This window comes from Paenibacillus sp. PL2-23 (genome assembly GCF_040834005.1).
In the GTDB taxonomy this organism is placed as follows: Bacteria; Bacillota; Bacilli; order Paenibacillales; family Paenibacillaceae; genus Pristimantibacillus.
Genome location: NZ_CP162129.1, coordinates 4,607,633 through 4,632,022 on the forward strand (window position 1 = coordinate 4,607,633; position 24,390 = coordinate 4,632,022).

20 protein-coding genes and 1 pseudogene are annotated in these 24,390 nt (G+C 54.8%); 9 read left to right on the forward strand and 12 right to left on the reverse strand.

Annotated elements, in window-relative coordinates; genetic code table 11:
- Window positions 1-131 precede the first annotated feature (131 nt).
- From AB1S56_RS20485 to AB1S56_RS20495, 3 genes are all read left to right on the forward strand, one after another.
- Window positions 132-1,655 carry a class I adenylate-forming enzyme family protein gene (locus AB1S56_RS20485; protein ID WP_340869871.1) on the forward strand — a complete coding sequence of 508 codons (1,524 nt, stop codon included), beginning with the start codon at window positions 132-134 and terminating at the stop codon, window positions 1,653-1,655.
- 23 nt (window positions 1,656-1,678) lie between these two features.
- Window positions 1,679-2,188, forward strand: a complete 510-nt coding sequence (locus tag AB1S56_RS20490) for a tetratricopeptide repeat protein (RefSeq protein WP_340869870.1) — start codon at window positions 1,679-1,681, stop codon at window positions 2,186-2,188.
- Window positions 2,189-2,299: 111 nt separating this feature from the next.
- Window positions 2,300-2,632: a hypothetical protein gene (locus AB1S56_RS20495; RefSeq protein ID WP_340869869.1), complete on the forward strand. Its 333-nt coding sequence runs from the start codon at window positions 2,300-2,302 to the stop codon at window positions 2,630-2,632.
- Between the two features lie 117 nt (window positions 2,633-2,749).
- On the opposite strand, the gene AB1S56_RS20500 is transcribed toward AB1S56_RS20495, so the two are convergent.
- The 7 genes from AB1S56_RS20500 to AB1S56_RS20530 form a co-directional block, all read right to left on the reverse strand.
- Window positions 2,750-2,923 carry a hypothetical protein gene (locus AB1S56_RS20500; RefSeq protein WP_340869868.1) on the reverse strand — a complete coding sequence of 58 codons (174 nt, stop codon included), beginning with the start codon at window positions 2,921-2,923 and terminating at the stop codon, window positions 2,750-2,752.
- 99 nt (window positions 2,924-3,022) lie between these two features.
- Window positions 3,023-4,210 carry a chromate transporter gene (locus AB1S56_RS20505; protein WP_340869867.1) on the reverse strand — a complete coding sequence of 396 codons (1,188 nt, stop codon included), beginning with the start codon at window positions 4,208-4,210 and terminating at the stop codon, window positions 3,023-3,025.
- An 88-nt stretch (window positions 4,211-4,298) separates the two neighbouring features.
- Window positions 4,299-5,174, reverse strand: a complete 876-nt coding sequence (locus tag AB1S56_RS20510; RefSeq protein WP_340869866.1) for a hypothetical protein — start codon at window positions 5,172-5,174, stop codon at window positions 4,299-4,301.
- 167 nt (window positions 5,175-5,341) lie between these two features.
- A complete protein-coding gene (locus AB1S56_RS20515; protein WP_340869864.1) occupies window positions 5,342-5,890 on the reverse strand; it encodes a glycerol-3-phosphate responsive antiterminator in 549 nt (182 codons plus the stop codon).
- Between the two features lie 29 nt (window positions 5,891-5,919).
- The gene (locus tag AB1S56_RS20520; protein ID WP_340869951.1) at window positions 5,920-6,723 is read right to left on the reverse strand and encodes a carbohydrate ABC transporter permease; all 804 of its coding nucleotides are present in this window, start codon (window positions 6,721-6,723) and stop codon (window positions 5,920-5,922) included.
- Between the two features lie 14 nt (window positions 6,724-6,737).
- Window positions 6,738-7,631, reverse strand: a complete 894-nt coding sequence (locus AB1S56_RS20525) for a sugar ABC transporter permease (protein WP_340869863.1) — start codon at window positions 7,629-7,631, stop codon at window positions 6,738-6,740.
- Window positions 7,632-7,651: 20 nt separating this feature from the next.
- Complete coding sequence (locus tag AB1S56_RS20530; protein WP_340869862.1) at window positions 7,652-9,025, reverse strand: ABC transporter substrate-binding protein; 1,374 nt, start codon at window positions 9,023-9,025, stop codon at window positions 7,652-7,654.
- Window positions 9,026-9,458: 433 nt separating this feature from the next.
- Between AB1S56_RS20530 and AB1S56_RS20535 the strand changes: the two genes are divergently transcribed.
- The gene (locus AB1S56_RS20535; RefSeq protein ID WP_340869860.1) at window positions 9,459-10,124 is read left to right on the forward strand and encodes an SIMPL domain-containing protein; all 666 of its coding nucleotides are present in this window, start codon (window positions 9,459-9,461) and stop codon (window positions 10,122-10,124) included.
- Here AB1S56_RS20535 and AB1S56_RS20540 read toward each other — a convergent pair.
- Window positions 10,087-10,515, reverse strand: coding sequence for a hypothetical protein (locus AB1S56_RS20540; protein ID WP_340869859.1), 429 nt, complete (start codon window positions 10,513-10,515; stop codon window positions 10,087-10,089). The two genes, AB1S56_RS20535 and AB1S56_RS20540, sit on opposite strands and share 38 nt — an antisense overlap.
- Before the next feature lie 172 nt (window positions 10,516-10,687).
- A pseudogene (locus AB1S56_RS20545) lies at window positions 10,688-10,873 on the reverse strand (hypothetical protein); the annotation flags it as partial.
- Between the two features lie 215 nt (window positions 10,874-11,088).
- On the opposite strand from AB1S56_RS20545, the gene AB1S56_RS20550 reads away from it, so the two are divergent.
- The 3 genes from AB1S56_RS20550 to arsC are packed head-to-tail and all read left to right on the forward strand — an operon-like array spanning window position 11,089 to window position 13,269.
- The gene (locus tag AB1S56_RS20550) at window positions 11,089-11,403 is read left to right on the forward strand and encodes a metalloregulator ArsR/SmtB family transcription factor (protein WP_340869858.1); all 315 of its coding nucleotides are present in this window, start codon (window positions 11,089-11,091) and stop codon (window positions 11,401-11,403) included.
- 11 nt (window positions 11,404-11,414) lie between these two features.
- Entirely contained in the window at window positions 11,415-12,818 is a 1,404-nt protein-coding gene (locus AB1S56_RS20555; RefSeq protein WP_340869856.1) for an arsenic transporter, read from the forward strand.
- A 22-nt stretch (window positions 12,819-12,840) separates the two neighbouring features.
- On the forward strand, window positions 12,841-13,269 hold the full coding sequence (gene arsC, locus AB1S56_RS20560; protein WP_340869854.1) for an arsenate reductase (thioredoxin): 429 nt from the start codon (window positions 12,841-12,843) through the stop codon (window positions 13,267-13,269).
- Between the two features lie 75 nt (window positions 13,270-13,344).
- On the opposite strand, the gene AB1S56_RS20565 is transcribed toward arsC, so the two are convergent.
- From AB1S56_RS20565 to AB1S56_RS20575, 3 genes are all read right to left on the reverse strand, one after another.
- Window positions 13,345-14,682 (reverse strand): FAD-dependent oxidoreductase, encoded by a 1,338-nt coding sequence (locus AB1S56_RS20565; protein ID WP_340869853.1) that lies wholly within the window; start codon window positions 14,680-14,682, stop codon window positions 13,345-13,347.
- A 65-nt stretch (window positions 14,683-14,747) separates the two neighbouring features.
- Window positions 14,748-15,197 (reverse strand): MarR family winged helix-turn-helix transcriptional regulator, encoded by a 450-nt coding sequence (locus AB1S56_RS20570; RefSeq protein WP_340869851.1) that lies wholly within the window; start codon window positions 15,195-15,197, stop codon window positions 14,748-14,750.
- A 114-nt stretch (window positions 15,198-15,311) separates the two neighbouring features.
- Window positions 15,312-22,520, reverse strand: coding sequence for a carboxypeptidase regulatory-like domain-containing protein (locus tag AB1S56_RS20575; RefSeq protein ID WP_340869849.1), 7,209 nt, complete (start codon window positions 22,518-22,520; stop codon window positions 15,312-15,314).
- 228 nt (window positions 22,521-22,748) lie between these two features.
- Between AB1S56_RS20575 and AB1S56_RS20580 the strand changes: the two genes are divergently transcribed.
- Window positions 22,749-23,411, forward strand: coding sequence for a response regulator transcription factor (locus AB1S56_RS20580; protein WP_340869848.1), 663 nt, complete (start codon window positions 22,749-22,751; stop codon window positions 23,409-23,411).
- 82 nt (window positions 23,412-23,493) lie between these two features.
- On the forward strand, window positions 23,494-24,288 hold the full coding sequence (locus AB1S56_RS20585; protein WP_340869846.1) for a histidine kinase: 795 nt from the start codon (window positions 23,494-23,496) through the stop codon (window positions 24,286-24,288).
- Window positions 24,289-24,390: the final 102 nt, after the last annotated feature.

A 24,390-nucleotide genomic window follows, 5' to 3' on the forward strand; every position in this document is an offset into this window, starting at 1 on the left:
GCATTCCGCTTGATTTGTTCATTTTCCGTAGAATCGGGTAGGAGACTAAGCTGATTTCTAAGGCTTCGCGATATCGACCTATACCAAAACGAACAAGCTTTCATAGCTTGATGAGAAGAGGAGGTCATGTTATGTATGAGGTTTCAAATTCGATTGCCCGATGGGCTTCCAGAAGTCCGGAACGCCCTGCGGTGATCGATGAGCTTGCGGCGCTCTCGTACGCGGAATTACACGAACGCGCCAACCGCTGGGCGGGCGCTTTGCATGAGGCAGGCTTCCATTCGGGCGCTGGCATTATTGTGCTGCTGCCTAACCGGGTCGAATGTATCGAAGTAATGGTCGCATTGTTCCGGGCGGATGTGGTTCCATTCTTCCTGAACACTAATGTCGCCAAGCACAAGGCGGAGGATTTGCTGGGCTTGGCCGCTGCGACAGAGGCCAGATTGTTGATTACGACTCGGGACGTAGCGGATGAAATGGCGTTCAGTCAGGCTGAGGCTCCCTTCCAGATTTGGACTGTGGATGACCTCGACCTCTCCCGGCAAGCGATTGGGGAGATTCCCCCTCCCCGTCATGGAACCGATATGGTGTTATTTACATCAGGATCAACCGGGAGTCCCAAAGGCATTATTTTGTCCAAATCGGCATTTGATCTAGGGCTGCAGCCAAACGGTGAGTTTGTGGAGCCGAAGCAGCATCTGCTTGTTAAACCGCTTGCCTCTCGCGGGAGCATCAGCACGGCGTGCAACATCCTTCAAGAGGGCAATACCGTCGTCTTAAGCAGAGTAGCAACGCCTGACGCATGGATGAAGCTAATGGAGAATCATCACATCTCATTTGTGAAGCTTGGACCGAGCGAGCTTATAGGATGGCTGGAGCATCTGGAGCGTAACGGGAGAGGGCTTCCATCCTCCGTGCGCCACATCATGTCCAACGGAGAGCCTCTGACTCAAGCCTTGAAGGCCAGAATCGGGAAGCTGCTCCCTCACATCCGAGTAACCGATCTGTATGGCACAAGCGAGGTTGGGGCGATTACGATGATCGAGCAGAAGGAATGGGCCCTCAAGGACGGCTCCTGCGGCCGGCCAATCTTTTTTGTTTCCCTGAAGATTGTTGGCGAGCAGAATGAAGAATTGCCTCCCGGAGAAATCGGGGAAATATGGGTGAAGACCCGCTATCGAATGAAGGAGTATTATCAGAATGCCGGGGCGACCAACGAGACGATCCAAGGCGATTATGTCAAAACCGGCGATTTGGGTTTTCTCGATAAGCAAGGCTACTTGTATCTGCGCGGACGAAAGCAGGATGTCATCAGAAGAGGGGAGCATCGCATTTTCCCAGCCGAAGTGGAGGATGTGCTGCGCGAAGCGAACGGTGTAGAGGCCGCGGTAGTGATAGGCAGGAACAGCCCGGAGCACGGGCAGGAGCCGGTCGCCTATATTCTTATGCGCGATTCCAAGCTGCTCTCGACGGAGGGGGAAGCAGTGCTTAGGAATGACATCCTGGCCCATTGCGAGGAACGTCTGGCCAGCTATCAAATACCTGCAGAAATGTGGTTTGTCCAGGAAATTCCGCTTAATGCCGCTGGCAAAGCAGATCGACTCGCTTTAGCACAAGCAGCCGCAGCCCTGCAGCAGAAGGCTGAACAATCATAATTATCCATAAAGGGAGTGCTCACATGTCTGACAACCATCACGAATGGCTTCTCCAAGGACGACGCAAATTGGCCGGAGGGCAGTTCCAGGAAGCGAAGGAGCTGTTCGAGCAAGCGGTCGCGGAGCATCCTGACAGCGCGGAAGCGCATGCATGGCTGGCTGCTGCATACGGCCGTTTAATTGAAATCGGCACTATGCTGGAGAAAATGACGCTGCTGCCTGACCTGGAGAATGAAATTGCAGCAGCACTGGACCTTGACCCTGCGCTGCCATTCGCCAGACGCATGAATGGAGCAAGGCTGCTGAATGCGCCGGAAATGCTGGGAGGAGACCCCGCCGCGGCAGCCAAGGAGTTCACGTATTGCATCGATAATGGAATGGACGAGGCCGAAATCTGGGCATCTCTAGCGGAATGTTATCTGAAGCTGGGGGATCGGAGCAAGGCGTCTCAAGCGCTGCAAGAAGCGTTGAAGCGCGATCCGGAGGATTACAAGCTTAAGGACTTGTGGCAGCACTTAGCGGATGGCCATTAATCGTATCACACCCTCTTTAACAAACCTTTAAAAAACCATAACATTCCCTGCACAATTGTTGGATACACTGTTCCTAAACACGTCGATTCCCGTCCAGGAGGTTATCCAAACATGAACCTAGCCAAAAACATCGCGCTAACGCTGATTGCCGCCGCTACACTATATGGAGGACTGACCAATCCGCCTGCCCCCGTAACGGCGGAGGAGGAATATGCCCCGATTGAGCAGCTCGCCGAGCAGACGGGCGCAGAGCTTGCTTATCACGAAGAGAACGGCAGCATTGAAGTCCAGGCGAAGGGAGTTGCCTACTCCCTTCTTCCCTCCGAGGGAGGCATTCGAATGAACGGATCGCAATGCCGCGGAGACTTCTATATGAAGGACGGCATTCTCTACATGAATAAAGGGCAGGCCTTCGAGCTTATTGACTCCCCTGATCCCTGCTAAAATCCCCCCGTTATCTGGCATCCTTCCCATCCGCGCGAATATCCCGAAAAAAAACCATGACCGGAAGCTCCAGACATGGTTCGCAAATGAGTATATGTAATCATGTTTGAAAAGTTTCTAGAGCTGCTCCGCGTTCTTGAGCGCATGCTCCCAGCTGGGAAAATAAAACAGCGCGTTACGCATCAGCTCCGGGTCGCTCTGCTTCACTTGCTTCTTGCTCACCGAGCCACCGCCAGTCTGCAGCTGCTTGATTCTGCGGACAACCTCGTCCGCGCCTATCGTGGAATCCATAAGCCATCGCTCCTTTCCTAGATTGCGAGTGCTCTCCCATTAACCATTCTATCACTCCAGGAACGATCTATACCCTCATGTCAACAAAAATAACGTGTATTATAGACCCAGCAGTTCGATGACAAGACCCGCCGCTGCGCCAGCGATTACAATAACCCAAGGCGGAAGCTTCCAGAACACCAGCATAATAAATAGCAGCAGTACCGCAACGAAGTCTGCCGGTCCCACGACCGCATGCTTCCAGATGGGATCATACAGCGCCGCCAGCAGCAAGCCGACGACAGCCGCGTTTACGCCGGCCAGTATGCCCTGCGCGCCAGGAGAACGTCGGAGGAGCTGCCAGAACGGAAGCGCGCCCACCACCAGCAGAAACGCAGGCAGGAAAATGGCTGCCGTAGCTACCAATGCCCCTGTTAGCCCATCCATCGCCGCACCAAGGTAAGAGGCGAACGTAAACAAAGGACCAGGCACAGCCTGAGCGGCCCCATAGCCTGCAAGAAACTGCTCCTCTCCAATCCAGCCGGAGCTGACCGTCTCGTTCTCGAGCAGCGGCAGCACAACATGTCCCCCTCCGAATACAAGAGAGCCGGTCCGATAGAAGCTGTCGGCCATAGCAAGCAGCGGATCCAAGCCTCTGAGCCAAGGCAGCAGCAGAAGCAGAGCGGCGAACAGCGTCAGGCTGGCGATCGCCATTCCCTTGCCAATGCGCACCGGACTCGTCTCTGGTGTTATAGGAGACGCACTCTCCGTCTTCCGGTATAACCATACGCCTGCTAGTCCGCCTAACAAGATGACCGCTACCTGAGAATAAGCCGTCTGCCACAGCAGAACGCCCCCCGCCGCAACAACAGCGATTGTCATTCTTGCCCGATCTGGCGTCAGCTTCTGGCCCATGCCCCATACGGCATGCGCAACAACGGCTACCGCAGCAAGCTGAAGCCCATGCAGCCAGCCCGCTTGACTCACGTCCGATCCGCTTAGCAGCCACTGGAACAGCACAAGCAATATAACAGAAGGAAGTGTAAAGCCGAGGAAGGAAATGACGCCGCCCAGCAGTCCGCCCCGCACAATGCCAATCCCGATGCCAACCTGGCTGCTGGCGGGTCCAGGAAGGAACTGGCACAGTGCCACCAGATCCGCGTAGCTGCGCTCGTCCAGCCACTTCCTTCGCTTCACGTATTCATTATGAAAGTAGCCCAAATGCGCGGTAGGCCCGCCGAACGAGAGCAGACCGAGCTTGGTTGACACTCGCCATATTTCGAGCCATGTCTTGATGTTGCCATTCATTCTTACGACCCCCTATTTCTACATCCCTAAAGTAATTGTAAGCAATGAAGGGTTGTATGAAAAGTAAAGGATTCGTAAAATATTGCTGCTAGCGCAAGGTTAATGCTTCATGATGATCGCTCTTCACGACTCGTGGACGAAGGATTGCTTCCAGCAGCGCTCTTGCGCCGACGGCCGCAGCGACGAGGAAAAAGGCAAGCGCGGCAAGCGGCAGCGCCGTCCATTCTACAAGGCTTCTCCCCAGCAGCGTCTGCCAACCGATCGTTGCCAGCCCGCAGATGAAGGAAATACCGAAGATGTGGATCAGTGTCCTTGAGAAGGCTGACGGCAAGGTCGATCGAAGTGTCAGCCAGGCTACGAAGGGAAGCACCTGCACGGCATGGAAGCCAAGTCCATGGAACCAGATCAGGTTGCCCTCCGCGCCCATGAATCGTCCGCCGTTCACTGATAGGAGTACGCCGCCAGCGAACGACAGCATTACCGCGGCCATCCCGTAACGGATACTGAGCACAACCGCAGGCTGTTGATGATAGGAGCGCTTCCGGAAAAATTGTGCAGCGAAGAACAGGTAGAGCAGTACAAGCAGCAGCGCGTCGAAGGTGAAGCCTGTCGCCACAGCCGCGTCGAAGGCTGTGCCATTCTCCACGAATCTGGGGTTCACTCCTCGCATATGCTGCACTGTCTCAGCGAAATAAGCATAAAGAGAAAGCAAGATGTAGGACCAACGAAATACGGCACGCCCCCTTCTCCCCCATGCCGCCATCGGCGCGATCGCCGCCGTCGACAGCAGGAATACGCCTAACGCCGCGTTGAACGAGGCAGCCTTCGCCAATCCTTCCCCTGTAACGTGCTCCGTCCCGTACACCAGAGCTCCCACCCCGCATAACCATGCAAGCACCAGCCCCAGGATGCCCGTCCAGACCAGCGCCTTCTCGCCCTTGAACCATAACCCCGATTTACGCAATCTAACCACACCCATTTCCTGTAAAGTTATATATTCACTTTACAGGATGCTGCTGCTGCTCCGTTACAGGCTGAGGGATGAACCTCGCATCATGCTCTGGTCCTAAGAGGCAGACGCAGGCCCGCTGGACCAAAGTCCAGCGGGCCTGCGCCGCTTGCTGCCTGGCTTCAATTCCACAAGTCAGGATTGCCAGTGGATACGTAATCCGCGCCGCTGCCAAGCGCCTCCCTCACCTCTTCCTCATAGCGAATCAATCCGCCGACAATAAGCGGTCTGCTCATCTTCGACTTGAGCTCGCGGATGACACGCGGCATCAGCCCCGGCATCAGCTCCACCTCATCCGGCTTGCTGGAGGCAATCATTCGTATCCCCGTCTCGACCGCGGCGGAATCGATAGCGAATATACGCTGTATGCTGCGAATACCCGCCTGCCGCGCTGCAGCAACGGCCTGGCTTTTGGTCGTCACAATGCCATCAACCCCGAACATCCCAGCGATATAATGAATGCCTGAGGCGTCACGCCCGATGCCTTGCATCATCTCCATATGAACGTATACCTGCTTGTCCGCCTCGTGCAGCTGACGAACGATGTCGCCCAGCGTAGCAATATCACCCGTCATCAGATTAATCCGGGAGACAGGACTCCTGAGCGCCAGCTCAAGCTGCTCCTCATTCGTAATCGACGCGATGATGGGTTTGCTCTTCTCCTTGGTCACATGTCTTCCCCCTTCTCTATCTAGCCAGCCTACTTAATGCCTGAGTGGATAAAGCTGTTCATGAATTGACGTTGGAACAGCATAAAGCCGAGCAGCAGCGGCAGAATGACGATCATCGTCGCCGCCGTCACCTCGCTCCACTGCGCTCCCGTCTCGAATGATTGCGCGAATATCGCCAGTCCTACCGTGAGCGGCCGATTCTCAACGGAATTCGTAATAATAAGCGGCCACAGAAAGTTGTTCCAATGGTAGCTGACCGAGACCAGCCCGAAGGATACGAATGCAGGTCCTGACAATGGGATATAGATCCGCCAAAGCACTTGCCACAGATTGCAGCCCTCTATACGCGCCGCTTCGTCCAGCTCGAACGGAATGGTTTTGAACATCTGCCGGAGCAGGAATACGCCGAAAGCTGAAGCGAAATACGGAATCATAATGCCGAGCTTCGTATCCAGCAGAGACAGATCCCTGAGGATGGTATAGTTCGGAAAAATCAAAATGTCTGCCGGGATCATAATTTGTGCCAGGAACAATACGAATACGACGGATTTACCCCAAAATTCCACGCGCGCGAAGGCGAAGGCCGCCAGGGAGACGGTCAGAAACTGGATGGCGAATATGCCCGTTACAATAATCAGCGTATTGATATAGTAGGTGTTGAACGGTGCGGAGCTCCATACATGCGTGAAATGCGTCAGCGTGAAGTCAAACGACAAAGTCGACGACAGCGCCAGCCGTTTCGGACGGAAGGATGTCCATACCGTCCACACCAGCGGCACCAGCCAAACGGCGGCCAGTATATACATGAAGCCGAAGCTTATTTTCTTCATCATCATTCAGCCTTCTCCTAACGGTAGTGGATTCGGCGGTCTAAGCCGAAAAATTGAAGCGCAGCCAGCAGCAGGAGGAAGACGATCATAACCGTCGTCAGCGCGGAGGCCATGCCTTGATCCCAGAAGCTGAACGCCGTCTCGTAAATATAGAACAGCAAAAGGTTGCTGGCATTCTCCGGTCCGCCCTTCGTCATAATCCACAGATGGTCCACCATCTTGAACGAATTCGTCAAAGCAATGATAGAGACGAACAAGGTTGTTGGCATCAGCAGCGGGAATGTTATACGCCAGAAGACGCGCCAGGCGGGAACGCCATCCACCTTGGCGGACTCGTACAGCTCTTGGCTAATATTTTGCAGGCCGGCCAGGTAGAACACCATGAAGTAGCCCGCTTCCTTCCACAGAATCATAAGAATCATCGCCCACATGACGAGATCCGGCGTGCCAAGCCAATTCGGGCCTGTCAGGCCAAACGGCTCCAGGAATCGGCTGATCATTCCATAATCCGGCGTGTAGATGAACAGCCAGATGTTGCCAATCGCAATCATCGGCACGACTGTAGGATAAAAAAACGCTGTGCGAACGATGCCTCTTGCACGCATCACTTTGTTGGCGAAGATCGCCATCATCAGCGACAGCAGAATGCTGGTCGGCACGGTTCCAATAGCAAACCATGCATTGTTGGTGATCACTTTCCAGAACACGTCATCCTCTGCCATTCGGCTGTAATTGTCGAGCCCAATATAATAAGGCTGCGGGGTCCCGAGATCAGCCTGGTATAGGCTGAGCTTCAGCGACCCCGCAACCGGATAAAGGGTGAACAGCACGAGGAAGAGGAGCGAGGGGAGCAGGAGAAGCCACGCGAACGTATTGGTTCTCCATACTCTGCGCCAAGCTGCCGTTCCCACGATCGGTCATCTCCCTTCGCTTACTTGTTGAAAGGCTCCAGCGCCTTATCCGCTTCTTCCTGCACCTTCTTCAGAGCGGCAGGAACGTCGGATGAGCCTGTCAGGACGGACTGAATGGCGTCGCTGAACAATTTGGATACCTTGCCGTTGTTGTGCGTCGACAGCTCGGCGGATGCGTATTGCAGCTGATCGCGAGCGACAAGCGCTTCCGGGAAGCCTGCCGAATAGGTCTTCATACGCTCGGTCTCGTAGGCTGACATGCGAGGCGCTACATAGCCCGTGTCGATGCTCCATTGAGCAATGCGCTCGGAGTCCGTCATGAAGCGGATGAATTTCCAGGCTGCTTGCTTCTTCGCGTCGCTGAGGCCTTTGAAGAGGTAGAAGTTGCCGCCGCCAGTAGGCGTGCCGTATTGCTTGTTTTTCGGCAGCATCGCGACGCCGAAGTCAAAGCTGGCGTTATTTTTCACATTAGTCAAATTGCCTGTCGTATGGTACATCATGGCCGTCTTGCCTTCCAGGAAGTCGGATGGCACGGTGCCCCACTCGATTGTGCCTTCCGGCATCGCCTTGTGAACGGCAGCCAGGTCTCTCCAGAATTGCAGCGACTCTACGTTCTCAGGTGTATCGAAAAATACTTGCTTGCCGTCCTGCGTCATAATATTATCGCCCGTCTGCAGAGCGAAGGTCTGGAACATCCAATACAGGAAGCCTGTCGAAGGGATTTCAATCCCCCACTGACCGTCCTTGGTCAGCTTCTTGGCGTAATCAGCAAGCTCTTCCCATGTGCCCGGCGCCTTCTCCGGGTCAAGACCCGCCGCCTTGAACGCATCCTTGTTGTAGTACAGAACTATGGTGCTGCGCTGGAACGGAACAGACCATGTCTTGCCCTCTGTCACGCCATTCTCCATAAACGCAGGGTAGAAGTCCTTCATATATTCGTCACCGCCGTCTGCCGCAATCAGCTCGTCCAATGGCTCGATCGCGTCCATATCAAGCAGCGTGAACAACTCCGTCGACAGAAGCACAGCCAGATCCGGCGGCGTTCCGCCCTGAACGGCTGCCTGCGCCTTGACCATCGTATCCGCATAGCTGCCTGTGTAGATCGGCTTAACTGTAATGTTCGGATTCTCCGCCATAAAGTCCTGGGCCATTTTCTCAATGACCTCGGTAATGGGTCCGCCTACGGCAACGGGATAATAGAAGCTCAGCTCTACCTTCTCATTCTCAGCCTTGTCCCCTTCTTTGGTCGCCTCCGGCGTCTGCGAAGCCCCTTCATTCGTGCTGGCATTCGATGCCGCCTGATTATTGCCGCCGCCATTGCCGTTGCTTGAGCAGCCGACCACGATCATGGCGCAAGCACAGATCAAGAGTAGTGCTTTCATCATTGCTCGCATGGTTTGTAACTCTCCTTTATCTCGACTTTTTTTATAACATGGCGTCCTCTTCGACAGCAGGCTCCGCCTAAAGGCGAGCTGCAGAGACGAAAGCCATTGTTACCAGGAGCTTGCCGCGGACGGCATGGCAAATAAACCCTGACCGAAGCAATATGCGGTACTCACAGCACAATCTCATGACGGACCTGCAGGAGGATACCGCATATCTTTCTCCGACAATGGTTTTCTCCTGGTCTCGACCCGTCGATGGGATATGCCGATTCTGTTTAGTAAGCTTCCAGTGCTTGGGACAACTATATCGTTGGAATATTTGTACAATGTCAACGACGTGTTGAGTTGTTGTAAAAGATTGGAACTGATCCCGGCAAAACGATTGAATGACAGACGGTTATCGCCCATAATTGATGCAGGAACCATTCGAAGGAGGGGGAGCATGAATCAAGCCTATGAGAACGCGGGAGCAGGTGAAAGCGGCGTCTGCGGCTTCACCATTGAAGTGGCAGGAGAGGGCATGACGACAGCGGCGCCTGATCGGACCCGCATCACGCTTGGCGTTGTGACGGAGGGGAAGGACGTGATGACCGCGCAGAAGGAGAACGCCAGCCATATCGAAGCGATAATAACGGCGCTTATGGGGCTCGGTCTTGCCCGCGAAGCGATGATGACCAAGACGTATGCGGTGGAGCCGCAATACGATTATATCGACGGATCGCAGACGCTTCGCGGCTACAAAGCTGTACATCTGCTGGGCATCACGCTGGATAATGTCACGGATGCGGGAGCCGTTATCGATACGGCCGCTGCTCATGGCGCGAACCATATAACAGACATCGTCTTCCTGTCTTCGGAATCGGCCGCATACGAAGCAGCCGCGCTTCAGGAAGCGGTGCGAAGCGCGCAGGAGAAGGCCGCTGCTATAGCTGGAGCGCTGGGCGTCTCGCTGTCTGCCATTCCATGCAAGGTGCAGGAGGTCGGGCAGGAAGGCCAGCCCATTCGATTCAAGGCGGCTGCCCTCTCCATGGCAGAAGCGGGAACGTCAATCGAGCCTGGCCAATTGACGTTTAGAGCCGCAGTGCGAGTCTGGTACGTGTACGCCTGAGCTGCGTCTGCGCCTGATGCAGCTTGAACGCGTCCAGCTCGGAATAGTCGAACAGCCGTCCTTCATATACGGTCTCAAGCTTGACGTGCTCTCGGAAGTGCTGCGGTGTGACAAGCGCCGCCGGCCGGTCGTTCCACAAGCCGACCCCGCCCTTGCTCATCACCTCGGCCACGAACTGCGAGCAGAAGCGCGCTTCGTCGGAGCCCAGCTCTCTGCCGGCGACAACGCCAAGCAAGCCCATTAAGTTATACGAATAACGCTCCTTGTTCTTTCTGAAATAATCAATGGCGGCCATGATGCCTTCCTTCTGACGGGCTGTCACCTCCACTCGCAGCAGCTGGAAGGTCGTACCAGGGAAATAACGATATGTCCCATAATAGCAGTTGTTCAAAAAATCCGATTTTGATCACGAAGTGTGCCAAGAAGCCTACTCGACATCGAATATGACACGCAAGCGAAACTTCCGGTGCTCACGTAGCTTTCACTACGCTCCGCTCCTCAGTTTCTACTTTCGTGCCATCTTCTCGGTGCTGAAAACCAGACTTTTTGAACACGCACTAATAAATATCTTCTCTAACGAAGCCCGCGTTAAGCGGGTTTCTTGCTTCCTTCCGCCCGAAGCTGTACAGCTCGTTCAACTCCGGGTCCAGGGAGATGGAGGCATGATTGTAGGGCGCACCCGTAAAGCATTTGATCAATCGGGTGAATGCTGTGCCTGTATTTGTGAGCAATATATATACATAAGTCATGTCGTACACCTCTTCGCAATAGGAGTGAAAGCCTTGTTCCTGGCTTGCTCTCACTATAACAACGACGCCCTGAAGCGAATAGTACCAACTCCTAATAGTACCCCATGATTGCACATGCTATTTTAAAATAATATTAGCTATTGATTATATAATTAGATGCGCATATACTTAATATTGTTGAACGTCACCTTCAGATATACAGAAAGGAGCAGCAAGTGAATCCAATCGATGAAATCTCCGAATGTATGAAGCTTCTGTCCGATAAGACTCGCCTGACGATTCTGGCCTTGCTGAAGGAGCAGGACATGTGCGTATGCGATATTGTAGATGCTCTCGAGACGACGCAGCCTAACGCCAGTCAGCATCTTCGGAAGCTGAAGCTGGGCGGGCTCGTGAACGAAACGAGACGGAGCCAGTGGATTTATTATTCGCTGAACCGGGATGCCACTCCCTACTTGCCAACCGTGCTGGAGCAGCTGCCTTCCATGAAGGAACTGCTGGCTTCCCGCACTAACTTATCATGTGATTAAAAGGAGGAACCATGGTCGCGCTTGCTTCCGTTATTTTTGTGCTTACCTTGATTTTTGTTATTTGGCAGCCGCGAGGGCTTAGCATCGGCTGGTCGGCATCCGCCGGCGCTATTGTCGCCCTGCTATGCGGCGTCGTCACATTAACGGACGTATGGGATGTCACCCAGATCGTCTGGAATGCCACTTTGGCATTTGTTGGTATTATCCTTATTTCGTTAGTTCTTGATCAAATCGGATTTTTTGAGTGGTCGGCGCTTCATATGGCCCGATTCGCCCGCGGAGACGGCCGTTTAATGTTCGTGTACACCGTTCTGCTCGGTGCGGCGGTATCGGCATTTTTCGCTAATGACGGGGCTGCTCTCATCCTGACGCCTATTGTGCTGGCGATGGTCAGAGCGCTGAAGTTCGACGATCGGTTCATTCTGCCATTCGTTATAGCAAGCGGATTTATCGCGGATACAGCTTCTCTGCCGCTCATTGTCAGCAATCTCGTTAACATCGTGTCGGCGGATTTCTTCGACATTTCGTTCACAGAATACGCGAGCCGAATGATCGTTCCTACATTCTTCTCCATCGCTGCGAGCCTGCTGATGCTGTTCCTGTATTTCCGCAGGAGCATTCCGGCGCAATACGATATCCGGCAAGCCAAGGAGCCGCGCGGGGCAATTCGGGATATCCGCCTGTTCCGTATCTCCTGGGTCATGCTCGGCGTGCTACTGGTCGCTTATATGATGAGCGAGGTCGTACAGCTTCCTGTATCGATCATCATCGGAATCGCTGCTGTCATCTTCCTGCTCCTGGCCAGACGGAGCCCCGTGATTGAGACATGGCAGCTCGTGAAGGGCGCACCTTGGGCAGTTGTTATTTTCTCCATCGGCATGTATGTGGTCGTCTACGGCCTGCGCAATGTCGGCTTGACTGACGAACTCGGCAAGCTGTTCCAATGGACCGCCGATCAAGGCTTATTCGCGGCGACTGTAGGTGCCGGCTTTATCGCAGCGATCCTGTCCTCCGTCATGAACAACATGCCAACCGTCATGATTGATGCGTTGGCCATTCAGGGTACGTCGACGGATGGCATCATCCGGGAGTCGCTCATCTATGCGAACGTTGTCGGCTCAGACCTCGGACCCAAAATGACTCCCATCGGCTCGCTCGCGACGCTGCTCTGGCTTCATGTATTGGCACGCAAGGGCATCCGCATCAGCTGGGGCCAATACTTCAAAACAGGCATTGTGCTTACCGTGCCTACCCTGCTGATCACGCTTGTCGGGCTGTATGTATGGTTCCTGGCGATCGACAGGCTCAGCATCCCGATAGGGATTATGATGGCCGCGCTGGCGCTGCTTTTCGTTGGCTTTGTCCTGCTTATCGCACGCGCCGTTCGCTCGAGCAAACGCAATCAAACACAATAAATGAAATGAAGGAGAGAATGAGATGAACAATCCAAAACCGCTGGTTTACTTTCTTTGCACAGGCAATTCCTGCCGCAGTCAAATCGCCGATGGCTTCCTGCAGGCTCTTGGCGGAGAGCAATATGAGGTGAAAAGCGCTGGCCTGGAAGCACACGGCTTGAATCCGCGCGCCGTGGCAGCCATGCGTGAGGTCGGCATAGATATTTCGAACAACACCTCCGATGTCATCGATCCTGAGCTGCTGAATCGCGCCGATTATGTCATCACGCTATGCGGACACGCTGACGATCATTGCCCTGCCATCTCCAATGCAGACGTGGTCAAGTGGCATTGGGGATTCGAGGATCCCGCCAAGGCAACAGGAACCGAAGAGGAGATTACGGCCAAGTTCCGTGAGGTTCGGGACGCTATCAAAAACCGCATCAGCGAATTTGTTGCCACCGGCAAATAATAAAGCGACTAATCATCATATAACTAACGGGATCCGCTTGTACGGATCCCGTTTTTGCTGTAGAACATGGGGTCATTAGGAGGACGCAGACTCGTTGCCGGCACTGCAGCAAGAGCTGGCCAATACCTTCGCCTGTCTAATCGTAATTGGCAGTTTCCCCGATACCGAGCATACACCCGTCTCCGGCAGCTGCAGGCGTACGTCACGAGCCGCCGCCTCATCCCCGGCCAGTGCAGCAACGACACTGCGCACTTGCTCATAGCCCGTAGCAAGCAGGAAGGTCGGCGCTCGGCCATAGCTCTTGGAGCCTACAATATAGAAGCTGTGCTCCGGCTGGCGAAGCTCGGCTTCGCCATGCGGCCTCACCGTTCCGCAGCTATGCAGGTTGGGGTCAATAAGCTTCGCCAGCTGCGGCACCGACTCAATACTGGAATCCGCACTGTATCGCAGCTCACGCAAGAAAGCGAACTCCGGTCTTGCCCCAGTCGACGCGATTACAGCATCTATGCGATCAATGGCATATCCCTCACCCTGTTTCGTTCCCAGCAGCGTAAGCGCTGAGTCTTCATCACCCGCAATGGAATGAATGAGCACCGGCGCATGCACCCTCACATTGCCGTTGCGTACGAATTGCTCCGCTTGCATGCCCAGCGCTCCCCTTGCCGGCAAAGCGTCCTGAGCTCCTCCGCCAAAGACTTCCGACACGCGACTCTTCCGCAGAATCCAGTGGATCGTCGTCTCCGGCACACGCAATTTCAGCTCATGCAGCAATCCCAACGACTGAATTGCGGAGTGCCCGCTGCCGACAACTGCTACGTTCCTGCCCGCATAGCGCTCCCGATCCTTGCCCAAAATATCAGGTATGCCATACGCTATTCGGTCGTTGTGCCTCATCTCGCCATCCGCCGGTACGCCGCTCGCCCCAATGGGGTTCGGCGTCAGCCATGTTCCCGCAGCATCCAGCACGGTTGCTGCCTCTATTCGATCCGTTCGTCCCTCACGCTCATAGTTCACGACGAATGGAGCTCGTTCCCGGCCAGCAGTCTTCATCTTGTCAAAATGCTTGCGGTGGATGCTTGTAACCTTGCATCCCAGCAGGAGATGAGGTTTAATGGACGCCAACTCTGCCAGCGGCTCCAAATATTCCTGTACCAGCTCCGCTCCAGTAGGCATCCGCTCTGGATCGGGCTCATGCCACCCGGCTGCCAGCAGCAGCTCCCTCGCGGCGCTGTCGATATTGTAGGCCCATGGCGAGAACATCCGCACATGCTGCCAGCTTCGAACCGACCAGCCGACATCAGCTCCCTGCTCCAATACTAGGAATGGCAAGCTCCTGGCCGCCAGCTGAGCGGCGGCGGCGAGTCCCACTGGGCCTCCTCCAATGATGGCAACAGGCAATGTTGAGTTGTACAATTCAAACGCCTCCTAATCCTTATTTATTTGCATAATGCAAATATAGATGAAACGCGATGCCCCCCTTACTTGGGAGGCACGCAGCATGCTCCTGACTTCTTCATCGTTTCGTTAAATAATTGAATCGACCGGAGCAGCGTCTCCCGCTCGAATGCCGTCATGAGAGACAGGACGCCGTTCAGCTGATCGTTGACAGTCAGGTTGATGCTGTTCTCCATGCGCAAGCCTTCGGGCGTAAGCGCGAGTATGTTGATCCGGTTGTCGGAGGGATGAGGGGTCTTCCTGACCAAGCCCTTATCCACTAACGTCTTCACTTGCCGGCTGAACGTTGTAATATCGATCCCCAGCGCCCCCGCAATTTCCTGCATGGACGGCTTGTGCTGGCGGTTGATCTCATACAGGATATGACTCTGAACCAGGGACACCTCCTGCCCGCAGCAGCTGTCGCAGCATTGCTCGTTCAACAAGCCGAATTGGCGGGACAACATTTGAAATAAGTGACGTACATCCTCCATTCGCTTCACCTCCTGACATTGTTATATCATATATACTTGCAATGTGCAAATAAATAATCCGGCACATCAACGCAAAGACGCGGCCGGTATACCGGCCGCGCTTCAATCCATCTATTAATACATTTCCAATCCAACAAATATACCTTTGGCGAAATCCATCTTATTAACGGGAGACTCCGCGTTCCCCGCTTTGTCGACGCTGTAGTATTCCACAACCTTCGTTACGCCCACGGTCAGGGTGACAGGTCCCGTATAGGTCTGCCAAGCCCCCCCGTTAATACGGTAGAATGTCGTCTTCACACCGCTTCCGCCTTTGTTGTCTGTCGCTTTGAGCGAGAGGGAGAAGCCCTTGAGATAAGGCCAGCCCTTGGCATTAATGCCTATCAGCGGCAGAAGACGAAACTTGGTATTTGGCGCAATCCTGTCACTCGGAATAGGAGCCGGCGCTTCTGCACTGTACGACTTGGCTACTCTTGCGCTTTCTAATCGACCCATGCTCGTGATGGTCACATACAGCTGCCCTTCAGCGGCGCCAATCTGATCCACAAGGACAATTGCCGAGGTCTGGCCGGAAGCAACCGTTGCTGTTCCCAGCTTCTCTTCACCGTTCGCCGAACGGTATACCGTAATCATATCCCCGGCGGCAAGGCCTGCAACGGTAATCGTATCTGCGCTGCCGGCGCGATTGTTTACAATCGAAATGAGATTGGGCTGAGGACTATTGGAGACAGGCAACTCCGTCTTCATCTCGATGGTTGCTGTGACACCTGCTGATCGATTACCTCGCAGGTCCTCCATTCTGATCCGCGCCTCATAACTGCCGTCCGACAGTCCCGTATAGTCGTAAGCCTGAACTCCCTTGGCAATATACCGGGGCGCGCCCCACTCCTCGCCGACAGTCCGAAGCTCCAGCACAGCCCGATAGTAGTCGCCGTCTGATGGATCCCTCCAGGTCAGCCTTATTCCACCCTCTGTCGTTTCCCCGGTGAACGCAGCGGCTTCCCCCGGCGGCGTGTCATCCACTGGCGGACGATTGTCAATGGGCTGTCCGGAAGCCGTTACGCCATCCGATTCGCCCCCGTTCGCGTCGACAGTCACGAGGCGGATTTCGTACGCCTTATCCGCTTCCAGCCCTTCAATCCAGAGAGTGCCGCTTCCCTTCTCTACGATGGTCTCGGACCACCCAGGCTCGCCGGCCGCCCTCCAATAAGCCTTAATGCTCTTGAACAACGGCACGTCTTCCTCCTGCCAGGTCAGGCCTAGCCCGTCGTAGCCTTCGACAATGCGCACATGGCTGGCTGCCTCCGCCGGCTTGGACGGACCGCTCATGAATGTCGCTTCCCCTGAGAAGGCAGAGGACATCGGCACCTCCGCATAGCTGAACACATCCGCGTCGATATGAATCGCGATTTTGTCCCCATCCGCCAGCGGGTCCGTAATCTTCAGCACATAAATGCTGGCGAAGCTGCGTCCGTCCAAATCCGTTTCAGCGTCAGCGGGCTCTACGGTGAACGACAGCTCCGCACCGTCCTTCATCAGCATTATTTTGTCTGTGGTCACGGTTTCCGGAATCATATATTTGCTGAAATCAATCAGGAAGCCTCCCTCCGATGGATATACGCCTTGGACGTGTGGCGCCGCCAGGGATACCATCGGAATATTGACGTCGAAGTGAGGCGGCAGCACGACCAGCTCCGCGCTTTGCGCAGGCTCGTAGCCTTCCTTCCTGTATTGCACCTGCCATGTTCCCACCGGCACATCCCAGCCGTAGCGGCCGTCATTCCCTGTTACCTGTGGATTAATCTGTCCGTACCATTCAGCATCCCAATATTCGTATTTGCCGGTCTCGACATTCCTCTCCGTGACGGTAGCCGTCACACCGTCCAGCCGATTCGAAGGCACGGCCTCAAATACATAGCCGCTGGGATCGAATACCCAGCTAGGAAGGCCAATAAGCTCGCCCGGCACAATGGAATCATCCTTGGGATCCGGCTTCTCGGGCTTCTTCTCCTCATCGTCCGCCTTGCAATCCGGAGAGGCTAGCGCCGCCTTAATATCCGACTCCAGATTATTTTTCCATTCGTCAAACATCTGCTCCCACTGATATTCCAGAGCTTTCTCCAGCACGAAGCTTAATGCCGCAACTCCGAGGCCTGCGATGGTGCCCACTCCTGAATAAGCCATGCCAATGCCAACAACGGTAAGCGAATAGGTTAACACGAGATTGGTCCCTAAGTGGTCCATCATCTCTTCCGCTTCTCGAGCATGGTACTTAACGCGGTCCATCGGCATACAATCCGCAACTTCGACCTTATGAAGCAGCTTGTCGATTTCGTCGGCCGTATCCAAATATTCCATCGCGCTATCAATGACGTCGTATAAATCCGAGAGACCTTCCTTGTTTTTCTCAATATCCAAGTTGATCTTCGTAAATTTAGTTCCCGCCTTCGTCAAGTGCCCAAGTCCCATTAGCTGCGCTTGATCATTAGCCACGATGAATTCCAGGTGTAAACTCATGCCGCCATCCGCTGTAGGGTTCGCGCTGTAGCTCATGTTATAGACAGGCGGCTGACCCTTCTCAAGCGGCTCCGGCACAAAATGAGGCACTTCCTCTGCGCTCATATTCACCGTGCTTCGCGCGTCCGGATTGGATTTGGACGTCATAATTATAGTCGGTCCAACCTCCCGGGCAGCCGCGCTCGCTGCCGAAGAGGCCGGCGGAACAATATCCACCTTCCACTCCTGCAGTGTCTTAGGCAGCGCTTTAAGCTGCTCCGCCGCAATCTCCTCATTCGTCATGCCTGAAGGCTGGAATGAATCAGGCTTGGGGTCATACGTTACCGAGATTGGCTCGGCTGCAGCATTGATACTTGGCGGCTGCATAGCCAGGAACGTCTCCGTCTTGGCGTCATAGGTAGCGGGATATCCTTTTTTGCCACTATAGATGATGACATTCTCTACTTGTTCCGGCTCGTTGAATTTCAATTCAAACATAATCGGGAGACCAATGTTGATTGGCAGGTTAAGCCTGAGCTCCCCTTTCGTTATGTCGACAGGTCTTGATTTTTTGCCGCCTTGCGAGACAACCAGCTCCACAGGCTGGGCAAGCTCAGGATCGTGCTTGATCAGGAGCTCCTTGGAATGCATCTCCTCGCCATTATGAACAGCAATTGCCTTCAACGCGTGATAAGGATTCAGCTTAATGGACGGAATCGTAATCGCTGTCGCGTAATAACCGCCGGGGGAGGACATGGCTTCCCCGACCAGCTGCTCCTGATCGTAGATAAGGACACTGCTGCCTGCCGGAGCGCGGCCGGTCACTTCGAAGGTCAGCCGGGATATCCGTTCCGGCGCGGAGATCGTTACCTTGGCGACACGCAGCAGCGCGGTGCCGAGCGTTTCCACTTTGAGCGGCTCCTCATGTTCCCATGCAAATGCTATTTGCGCTTCCGCTCTCAGGTACTCCCCAACAGCTGAATCTGTCCGCAGCCGGTAGCTGAAGCTTCCCGTCTGGCCATTCGCAACGACACCTGCCTTAATGGCATAGACAGCCTCGCTGCGCTTCTCGGCATCGACCGGCAAGCCGTTCAGAATGACGCTGCCTTCAACCAGCGTTGTGCCGGACGGAACCATTAACCGCAATTCCGTATTGGACACGCTCTTGCCGGTGCTGTTCTTATAGCCGCCTCTTAATGTGAAGGTGCCGCCCGGGACCACTTCTCCGGCTCCCGCGGTCAAGAAGTTGCCTGAACCCGTGAACAAGCCGCCTTCCTTCACTTCTACATCGCCAAGCTCAACGAACTGCTCCTCCCCGACCTCAACCTCCTTGTACACGGTGGTCGGCTTAACACCGCTTGTTCGAGCCCTGCCCGCGAATTCGACCGCATACCGTCCAGCCTTCGGAACAGACAGCTTAAACTCGCCGGACACCTCGTTGTAGGTGCCGCTGCCGATCCGTTTGCCAGAGTCGTCAAGCTGCTGCACGCGAACGCTGACATTATAGAATCGGCTGCTGTCGAACACAACCTTGCCCTTGAGCGCGGAGGTCTCCTTAATCCGCAGCTCGACCGCTCCTTCGCGGCGTTCGTCCAGCTGTACCGAAGCGCAGCTGCTTTCTCGGCTGCCGCTCAGCTTGGACATGCAGACCTGCACTGTTTCTCCAGGGCTGGCTTCAATCAACAGTCTGTTCGTCGTTACCGTATAGCTGATGTAGCGATTATGTTCACCCGTCACCTTCAAAGAGTAGATTTGCAGCGCCGCTCGGTTAACCTGAACGGCCTCCCAGTCGGTGTCGATCAGCTTGCTGAATAGCAGCACATCTATATGACCGTTAGCTTTGCTGTACAAGGTTAAATTCTTCACTGCCGCAGCCGAGGAGGATATCTGCAGCCGCTCATACCCTCTGCTCCTCAAGAACGGAGCTTCCGTCCGATACGCTTCAATCGTCGAATCGCCGATTGGAGCCTTGAGCGAATACCTCCCGTCAGCGTCAGTGACAGCCTTTCTTGTAAAGTGAGGCTGCGTCACGATGACAGTTGCGCCGGCTGCCGGATGGCCTGCTTCATCCATCACCACGCCTTGCACCATGCCTTCCTCGTTGTCCACCGTAATACGGACCTGGGTGCGCTTCTCAAGCGTAAGCGTCTGCTTCTTAGGCACCTTGTACGGCGACCTGACGTTCGCCACAATATCGACAGAGTCCCCAACATATCCAAACGTAATAGAGGCGCGCCCTTCTGAATCCGTAGCCATCCCCGTCAACGTTTTCTTGGACCCTGGATCCTGAAGCTCAAGAGACGTGAAGGGCATTGGCGCGCCATCGGCATTCTCCACAACTACCTCAATAGCGGCCGGAATTTGGACGCTCATCGTATAAGCCGTGGATCTGCCTGACTGAATAACGATTGGAGCCACCCCGCTTTGAGCCAGCTTGACGCCGTCAGCCGCTAGCAGCCTCAGCCGGTAGTCACCGCTGGCTTGCAAGGGCAGCTGCAGCGATGGGCCCGTCACTGCCATAGAGCGGTTGCCCGATTTGCGAGTTTCGCTCCATCCTATTAACGTTGCGCCTTCAAGTGTATTCGGATTGTCCGCAACCAACGTAATCATCAGCCCTCCGCTGACCGATAACGGCAGCCTTGCAGCCTCGGCTTCAGCCACCTTGCCGCCCTTCTCTGCGGCAGCCTTCATCCCCTTCACCTGCTGAATGCCTTCGATCAGCGCGAATGCTCCCTGGTACACGCCAGCCGACGTCTCAACCAGCGCAACGCCGGCTGTTTTCTCCTCCGAGCCCGAGCCGTCTTCCTTCCAAGCCATATATTGGACTTGGACCTCCGCCCGCATGCCCGGTGCGCCTTCCAGCCGCAGAGCGATATCTGAGCCTAGCTCCGCCTCGCTTCCTGTCATAGCCGCCTTCCATGTAAAGGAGTCGATCACGGCATCTTCCTCAGGCGGCGCGTCGGAGCACACACCGCCTTGACAATAGATGTACGCCGCAGTAGGAAACCAGCCATACGAATCAAGCCGCGTTACATCCGTCGAGTGGTAGATCAGCTTGCTTGCGCGGGAATCGATATGCCAGCTCGCCATTTCCTCCCCTGGGTGAATAAAGCTGTCCGCGATAGACCCCGTCGCTATGTCCATCCAACTCAAGCCGTTGCCGCTTACATGCCAGCCGCTTGGCGGCGTCAGATCCTCGAACCGGAATACAACGTCCGATCCGTCCTGGCTGATGGCCGGCATACTGTAGCTATATTCAGCATCCGGTCGTATCAGCTCGGTTCGCTCACTCGTTCCAGCATCGTATAGATAAATGCTGCCTCCATTTGAGAATGCGATTCTCTGACCGTCTCTGGACATACTCACCTTGGAATCCGGCGCTGAGGGAGAGACGGCCTTCGTTGTTAAGGCACTCAGATCATAGGCGAACAAGCCCGTTACCGGCTCAGGTTCTGGTTCCGGTTCCGGTTCCGGTTCTGGCTCCTCTTCCTCCGATGCGCCCAGCCCCCATCCCTCAAGCGCATAGACCATATGCATTCCATCGGCCGATAACGTCATATAGGAGGTGTAATCGGCCCATGGCTGGGGCAGAGGCAGCTCTTCGCGCTGGCCCGTTGCAAGGTCATGACGAAAAAGCTTGTAGGGATCCTCATAATAGGCCGGCTGCTCCAAATAAACGATCAGCTGCCCGTCGTCCCTCGCGCCAATGAGATAAGAGCTCAGCGCTCCCTCCGTCAGCTTCTCCAGCTCCTGCGTCGTCCGATCATAACGGAAGATCTGCTCCGTATAATGATCGTCCTCCGATATCTCTGCGCTGAATAGGGTATAACGTCCGTCCTGGCTGAGCTGAATATGGTCGAACGAGCCTCCTTCCTCCAGCTGTACCTGATGCTTCGCGCCATCTTCTTCGTTCATGATATGAAGCACGTATTGCGGCCACTTCTCCTCCACATACGCCGTTGTTTTCCCATCTGGACTAATCGCCGTCTCGCGAATGACATCCATCTCGACTTCACTTACACGATAGATGTCATTGCGAGTCGTCGACGCCGTGATGGCAAGCGGCTTCGACCGGTTGCCCGCAGCGTCGATTCCGAATACCTGGTATTCGTATATCGTGCCGGGGCTTAACCCCTCATCCAAGTGATACAGCAATGCCGTCTCGCCTAAGAGCTCGCCATCCCGATAAACCTGATACGCGGTTGGCTGATTCGAGCCATACGGCGCATGCCAGCTCAGCTCGATTTGGGAGGTTGAAGGGGAGAACCACGATTTCTCACTTGGTCCGTCTGGCGCCTTCACATCGATAATCGTTTCTACCGGCAAAGAATGCTGACTTAACGTTCCGTCGCTATAACGCGCTATGGCCCGGAACGAATACGGCCCCTCGAAGGAAACCGTAATAGGTATACTGAACCGTCCCTGCTCGTCGACCTTCGTTGTGCCAGCCTGATAGCTGTCGGAATATCGAGTCAGCCATACCGTAATTTCAGCGCCTGGATATGACATGCCTTCAATGGTAACTGTCTTGCTGTTCCAATACGGCTTCAGCGGATTCAGTATGGGCGCGTCCATGACGCTGACATCCCCAGCCGTGTCCGCCACAGCTTCCTCTTTCCCGTTAATCCCCTCCTCTGCAGTCGTAAATTCCCCCTCCAGCTTCTCAGCGAGAGTCTCCAATGACTCCTCCAGCTCCTGAAGCTGCTGTGCCTCCGTCGTCTCTGCCCAAGCTTGCAGCGGAGCAGCAAGCAGCAGCACTGTCGCAAGCACGGAAGCAAGGAAACGCTTGCCGGATCGCCTTCGTCTGATCATTCCTTTCGCAATCACTCTTATCACCCTGCTTTTGATTTTTTTTGCCGATACCATTCATTCAGCACGACAATCTATTCCAAATGTTACCTGCAAACCCAGCCGACCAGATAGTCACCAAGGTCATGATCAGTCCCTATGACTGCGGTCACAATATTCGTCACAGCGCCTCTCCCCCATATCCCGACGCTCTCCCATGCTTTATAATGAATGCATCCCATTACCGCAGAAGGAAGAGGGTTGACGTTGTCCAAAATACGACTTGTTATCGCCGATGACCAAACGCTCATGAGAGACGGACTGCAGACCATTATTAATCTGGAAGACGACATGGAGGTCGTCGGGCTGGCCGACAACGGCGAGGCGGCCTTGCAGCTTGTGCGGGAGCTTCGTCCCGATCTGGTGCTCATGGACGTGCGCATGCCGATTATGGACGGCATTGAAGCGACTCGGCTCATCGTAACGGAGCTGCCCGAGACGCTTATTGTGGTGCTGACCACCTTCGCCGAGGATCAATATATCGTGGACAGTCTTGTGAACGGAGCGGCCGGCTTTCTGCTGAAGGATATGCCAGCCGACCGGATCGTGCAGTCCATCCGCGACGCTATGAACGGCCAGCTTATGATGTCCGGCGTTATCGCGGGCAAGCTTGCCGCCCGCATTACGGCGTTGTCGTCCCCGCCGGCCAAACGCAGTACAAGCGTCAAATTTAAGGAGGGGCACACCTTCACTGATCGGGAGAAGCAGATTATCCAGCTGCTGATTGAAGGCGAGACGAACAAGGAGATTGCGCAAACATTATTTATGAGCGAGGGCACGGTCAAAAATTATGTGAGCATCATTTATCACAAGATTGGGGTCAATGATCGGACAAAGGCCATTTTACACTTGAAGGATTTAATGGAGTAGGGCGATCGAAGGGACATAAGATTAGGTGACGAGAGGAAGACGCGAGGTGCCTGAACAGGGGAAAAGGTGGATGGCTTGCATCATGAGATATGGTTACAGGAAGAGCAAAAGGACCACAAAGCGCGAGCAGCCGTCCCGCATGGAGCTGACGCGGCTGAATCAGGAGCTGGAAGAGAAGCTGCGGCAGCGAACAGCGGAGCTGGAGGGGACGAGTCTTCGGCTTCAGGAGGCGATGCTGGAGACCTATGAGGCTCTCGACGAGGTTGCCATCTGGGAGGAGCGTAACCGCATCGCGCATGATATTCACGATATGCTCGGCCATCAGCTCGCAGGTGCGGCTGTTCAGCTCGAAGCCGCCAAGCGGCTGACTCATATCGACCCCGATTCAGCCAGAAGCAAGCTGGATGCCGCGCTGGAATCCGTTCGGAGAGGACTGGAGGATGTGCGAATCGCCGTCCGTATGATGAAAGAGCACTCGCCCAAGAAAGACTGGGCAGATGCCTTGCACGAGCTTATGGACGAGATGGAGCGAATGACCGGCGTCACGATAAACCGGTTGATTCACGGAGATATCCCCGTCTTGGACGCTTTTACCAAAAAATCAATCCACCACGCCTTGCAGGCAGGCTTGGCGAATGGCATGAAGCGCGGCGCCAGCAGGCGGTTCGACTTCTCTCTGCGAATGGAAGGCAATATGCTTCGATTCTCGCTGAAGCATGACGGCACCTCCCACACGACGATGCCTGACGGCGACAGCACCTTCTTGCACGCAATGAATGAGAAGATTCGACATCTGGGAGGCTCTGTCGAGCTGCTGCCGACAAGTCCGCTCGGAGGAGCCGAGCTGCGAATCGCCCTCCCGCTCAAGAATGAATGAAGGAATTGAAGGAATTGAAGGAATTGAAGGACGGAAAGATGAAAAGCCCTCAGTCGGAGTTGCGCGGGTGGCAATGCTCCAGTAGAGGGCTTTCCTTATGTG

What these genes read in the sequence shown, in the direction of transcription:
- AB1S56_RS20505 (WP_340869867.1), bottom strand. Translation starts at nt 4,210, where the DNA reads ATGAATGGCAACATCAAGACATGGCTCGAAATATGGCGAGTGTCAACC.
- AB1S56_RS20490 (WP_340869870.1), top strand. Translation starts at nt 1,679, where the DNA reads ATGTCTGACAACCATCACGAATGGCTTCTCCAAGGACGACGCAAATTG.
- AB1S56_RS20520 (WP_340869951.1), bottom strand. Translation starts at nt 6,723, where the DNA reads ATGATGAAGAAAATAAGCTTCGGCTTCATGTATATACTGGCCGCCGTT.
- AB1S56_RS20585 (WP_340869846.1), top strand. Translation starts at nt 23,494, where the DNA reads ATGAGATATGGTTACAGGAAGAGCAAAAGGACCACAAAGCGCGAGCAG.
- AB1S56_RS20485 (WP_340869871.1), top strand. Translation starts at nt 132, where the DNA reads ATGTATGAGGTTTCAAATTCGATTGCCCGATGGGCTTCCAGAAGTCCG.
- AB1S56_RS20495 (WP_340869869.1), top strand. Translation starts at nt 2,300, where the DNA reads ATGAACCTAGCCAAAAACATCGCGCTAACGCTGATTGCCGCCGCTACA.
- AB1S56_RS20535 (WP_340869860.1), top strand. Translation starts at nt 9,459, where the DNA reads ATGAATCAAGCCTATGAGAACGCGGGAGCAGGTGAAAGCGGCGTCTGC.
- AB1S56_RS20530 (WP_340869862.1), bottom strand. Translation starts at nt 9,025, where the DNA reads ATGCGAGCAATGATGAAAGCACTACTCTTGATCTGTGCTTGCGCCATG.
- AB1S56_RS20570 (WP_340869851.1), bottom strand. Translation starts at nt 15,197, where the DNA reads ATGGAGGATGTACGTCACTTATTTCAAATGTTGTCCCGCCAATTCGGC.
- arsC (WP_340869854.1), top strand. Translation starts at nt 12,841, where the DNA reads ATGAACAATCCAAAACCGCTGGTTTACTTTCTTTGCACAGGCAATTCC.
- AB1S56_RS20500 (WP_340869868.1), bottom strand. Translation starts at nt 2,923, where the DNA reads ATGGATTCCACGATAGGCGCGGACGAGGTTGTCCGCAGAATCAAGCAG.
- AB1S56_RS20555 (WP_340869856.1), top strand. Translation starts at nt 11,415, where the DNA reads ATGGTCGCGCTTGCTTCCGTTATTTTTGTGCTTACCTTGATTTTTGTT.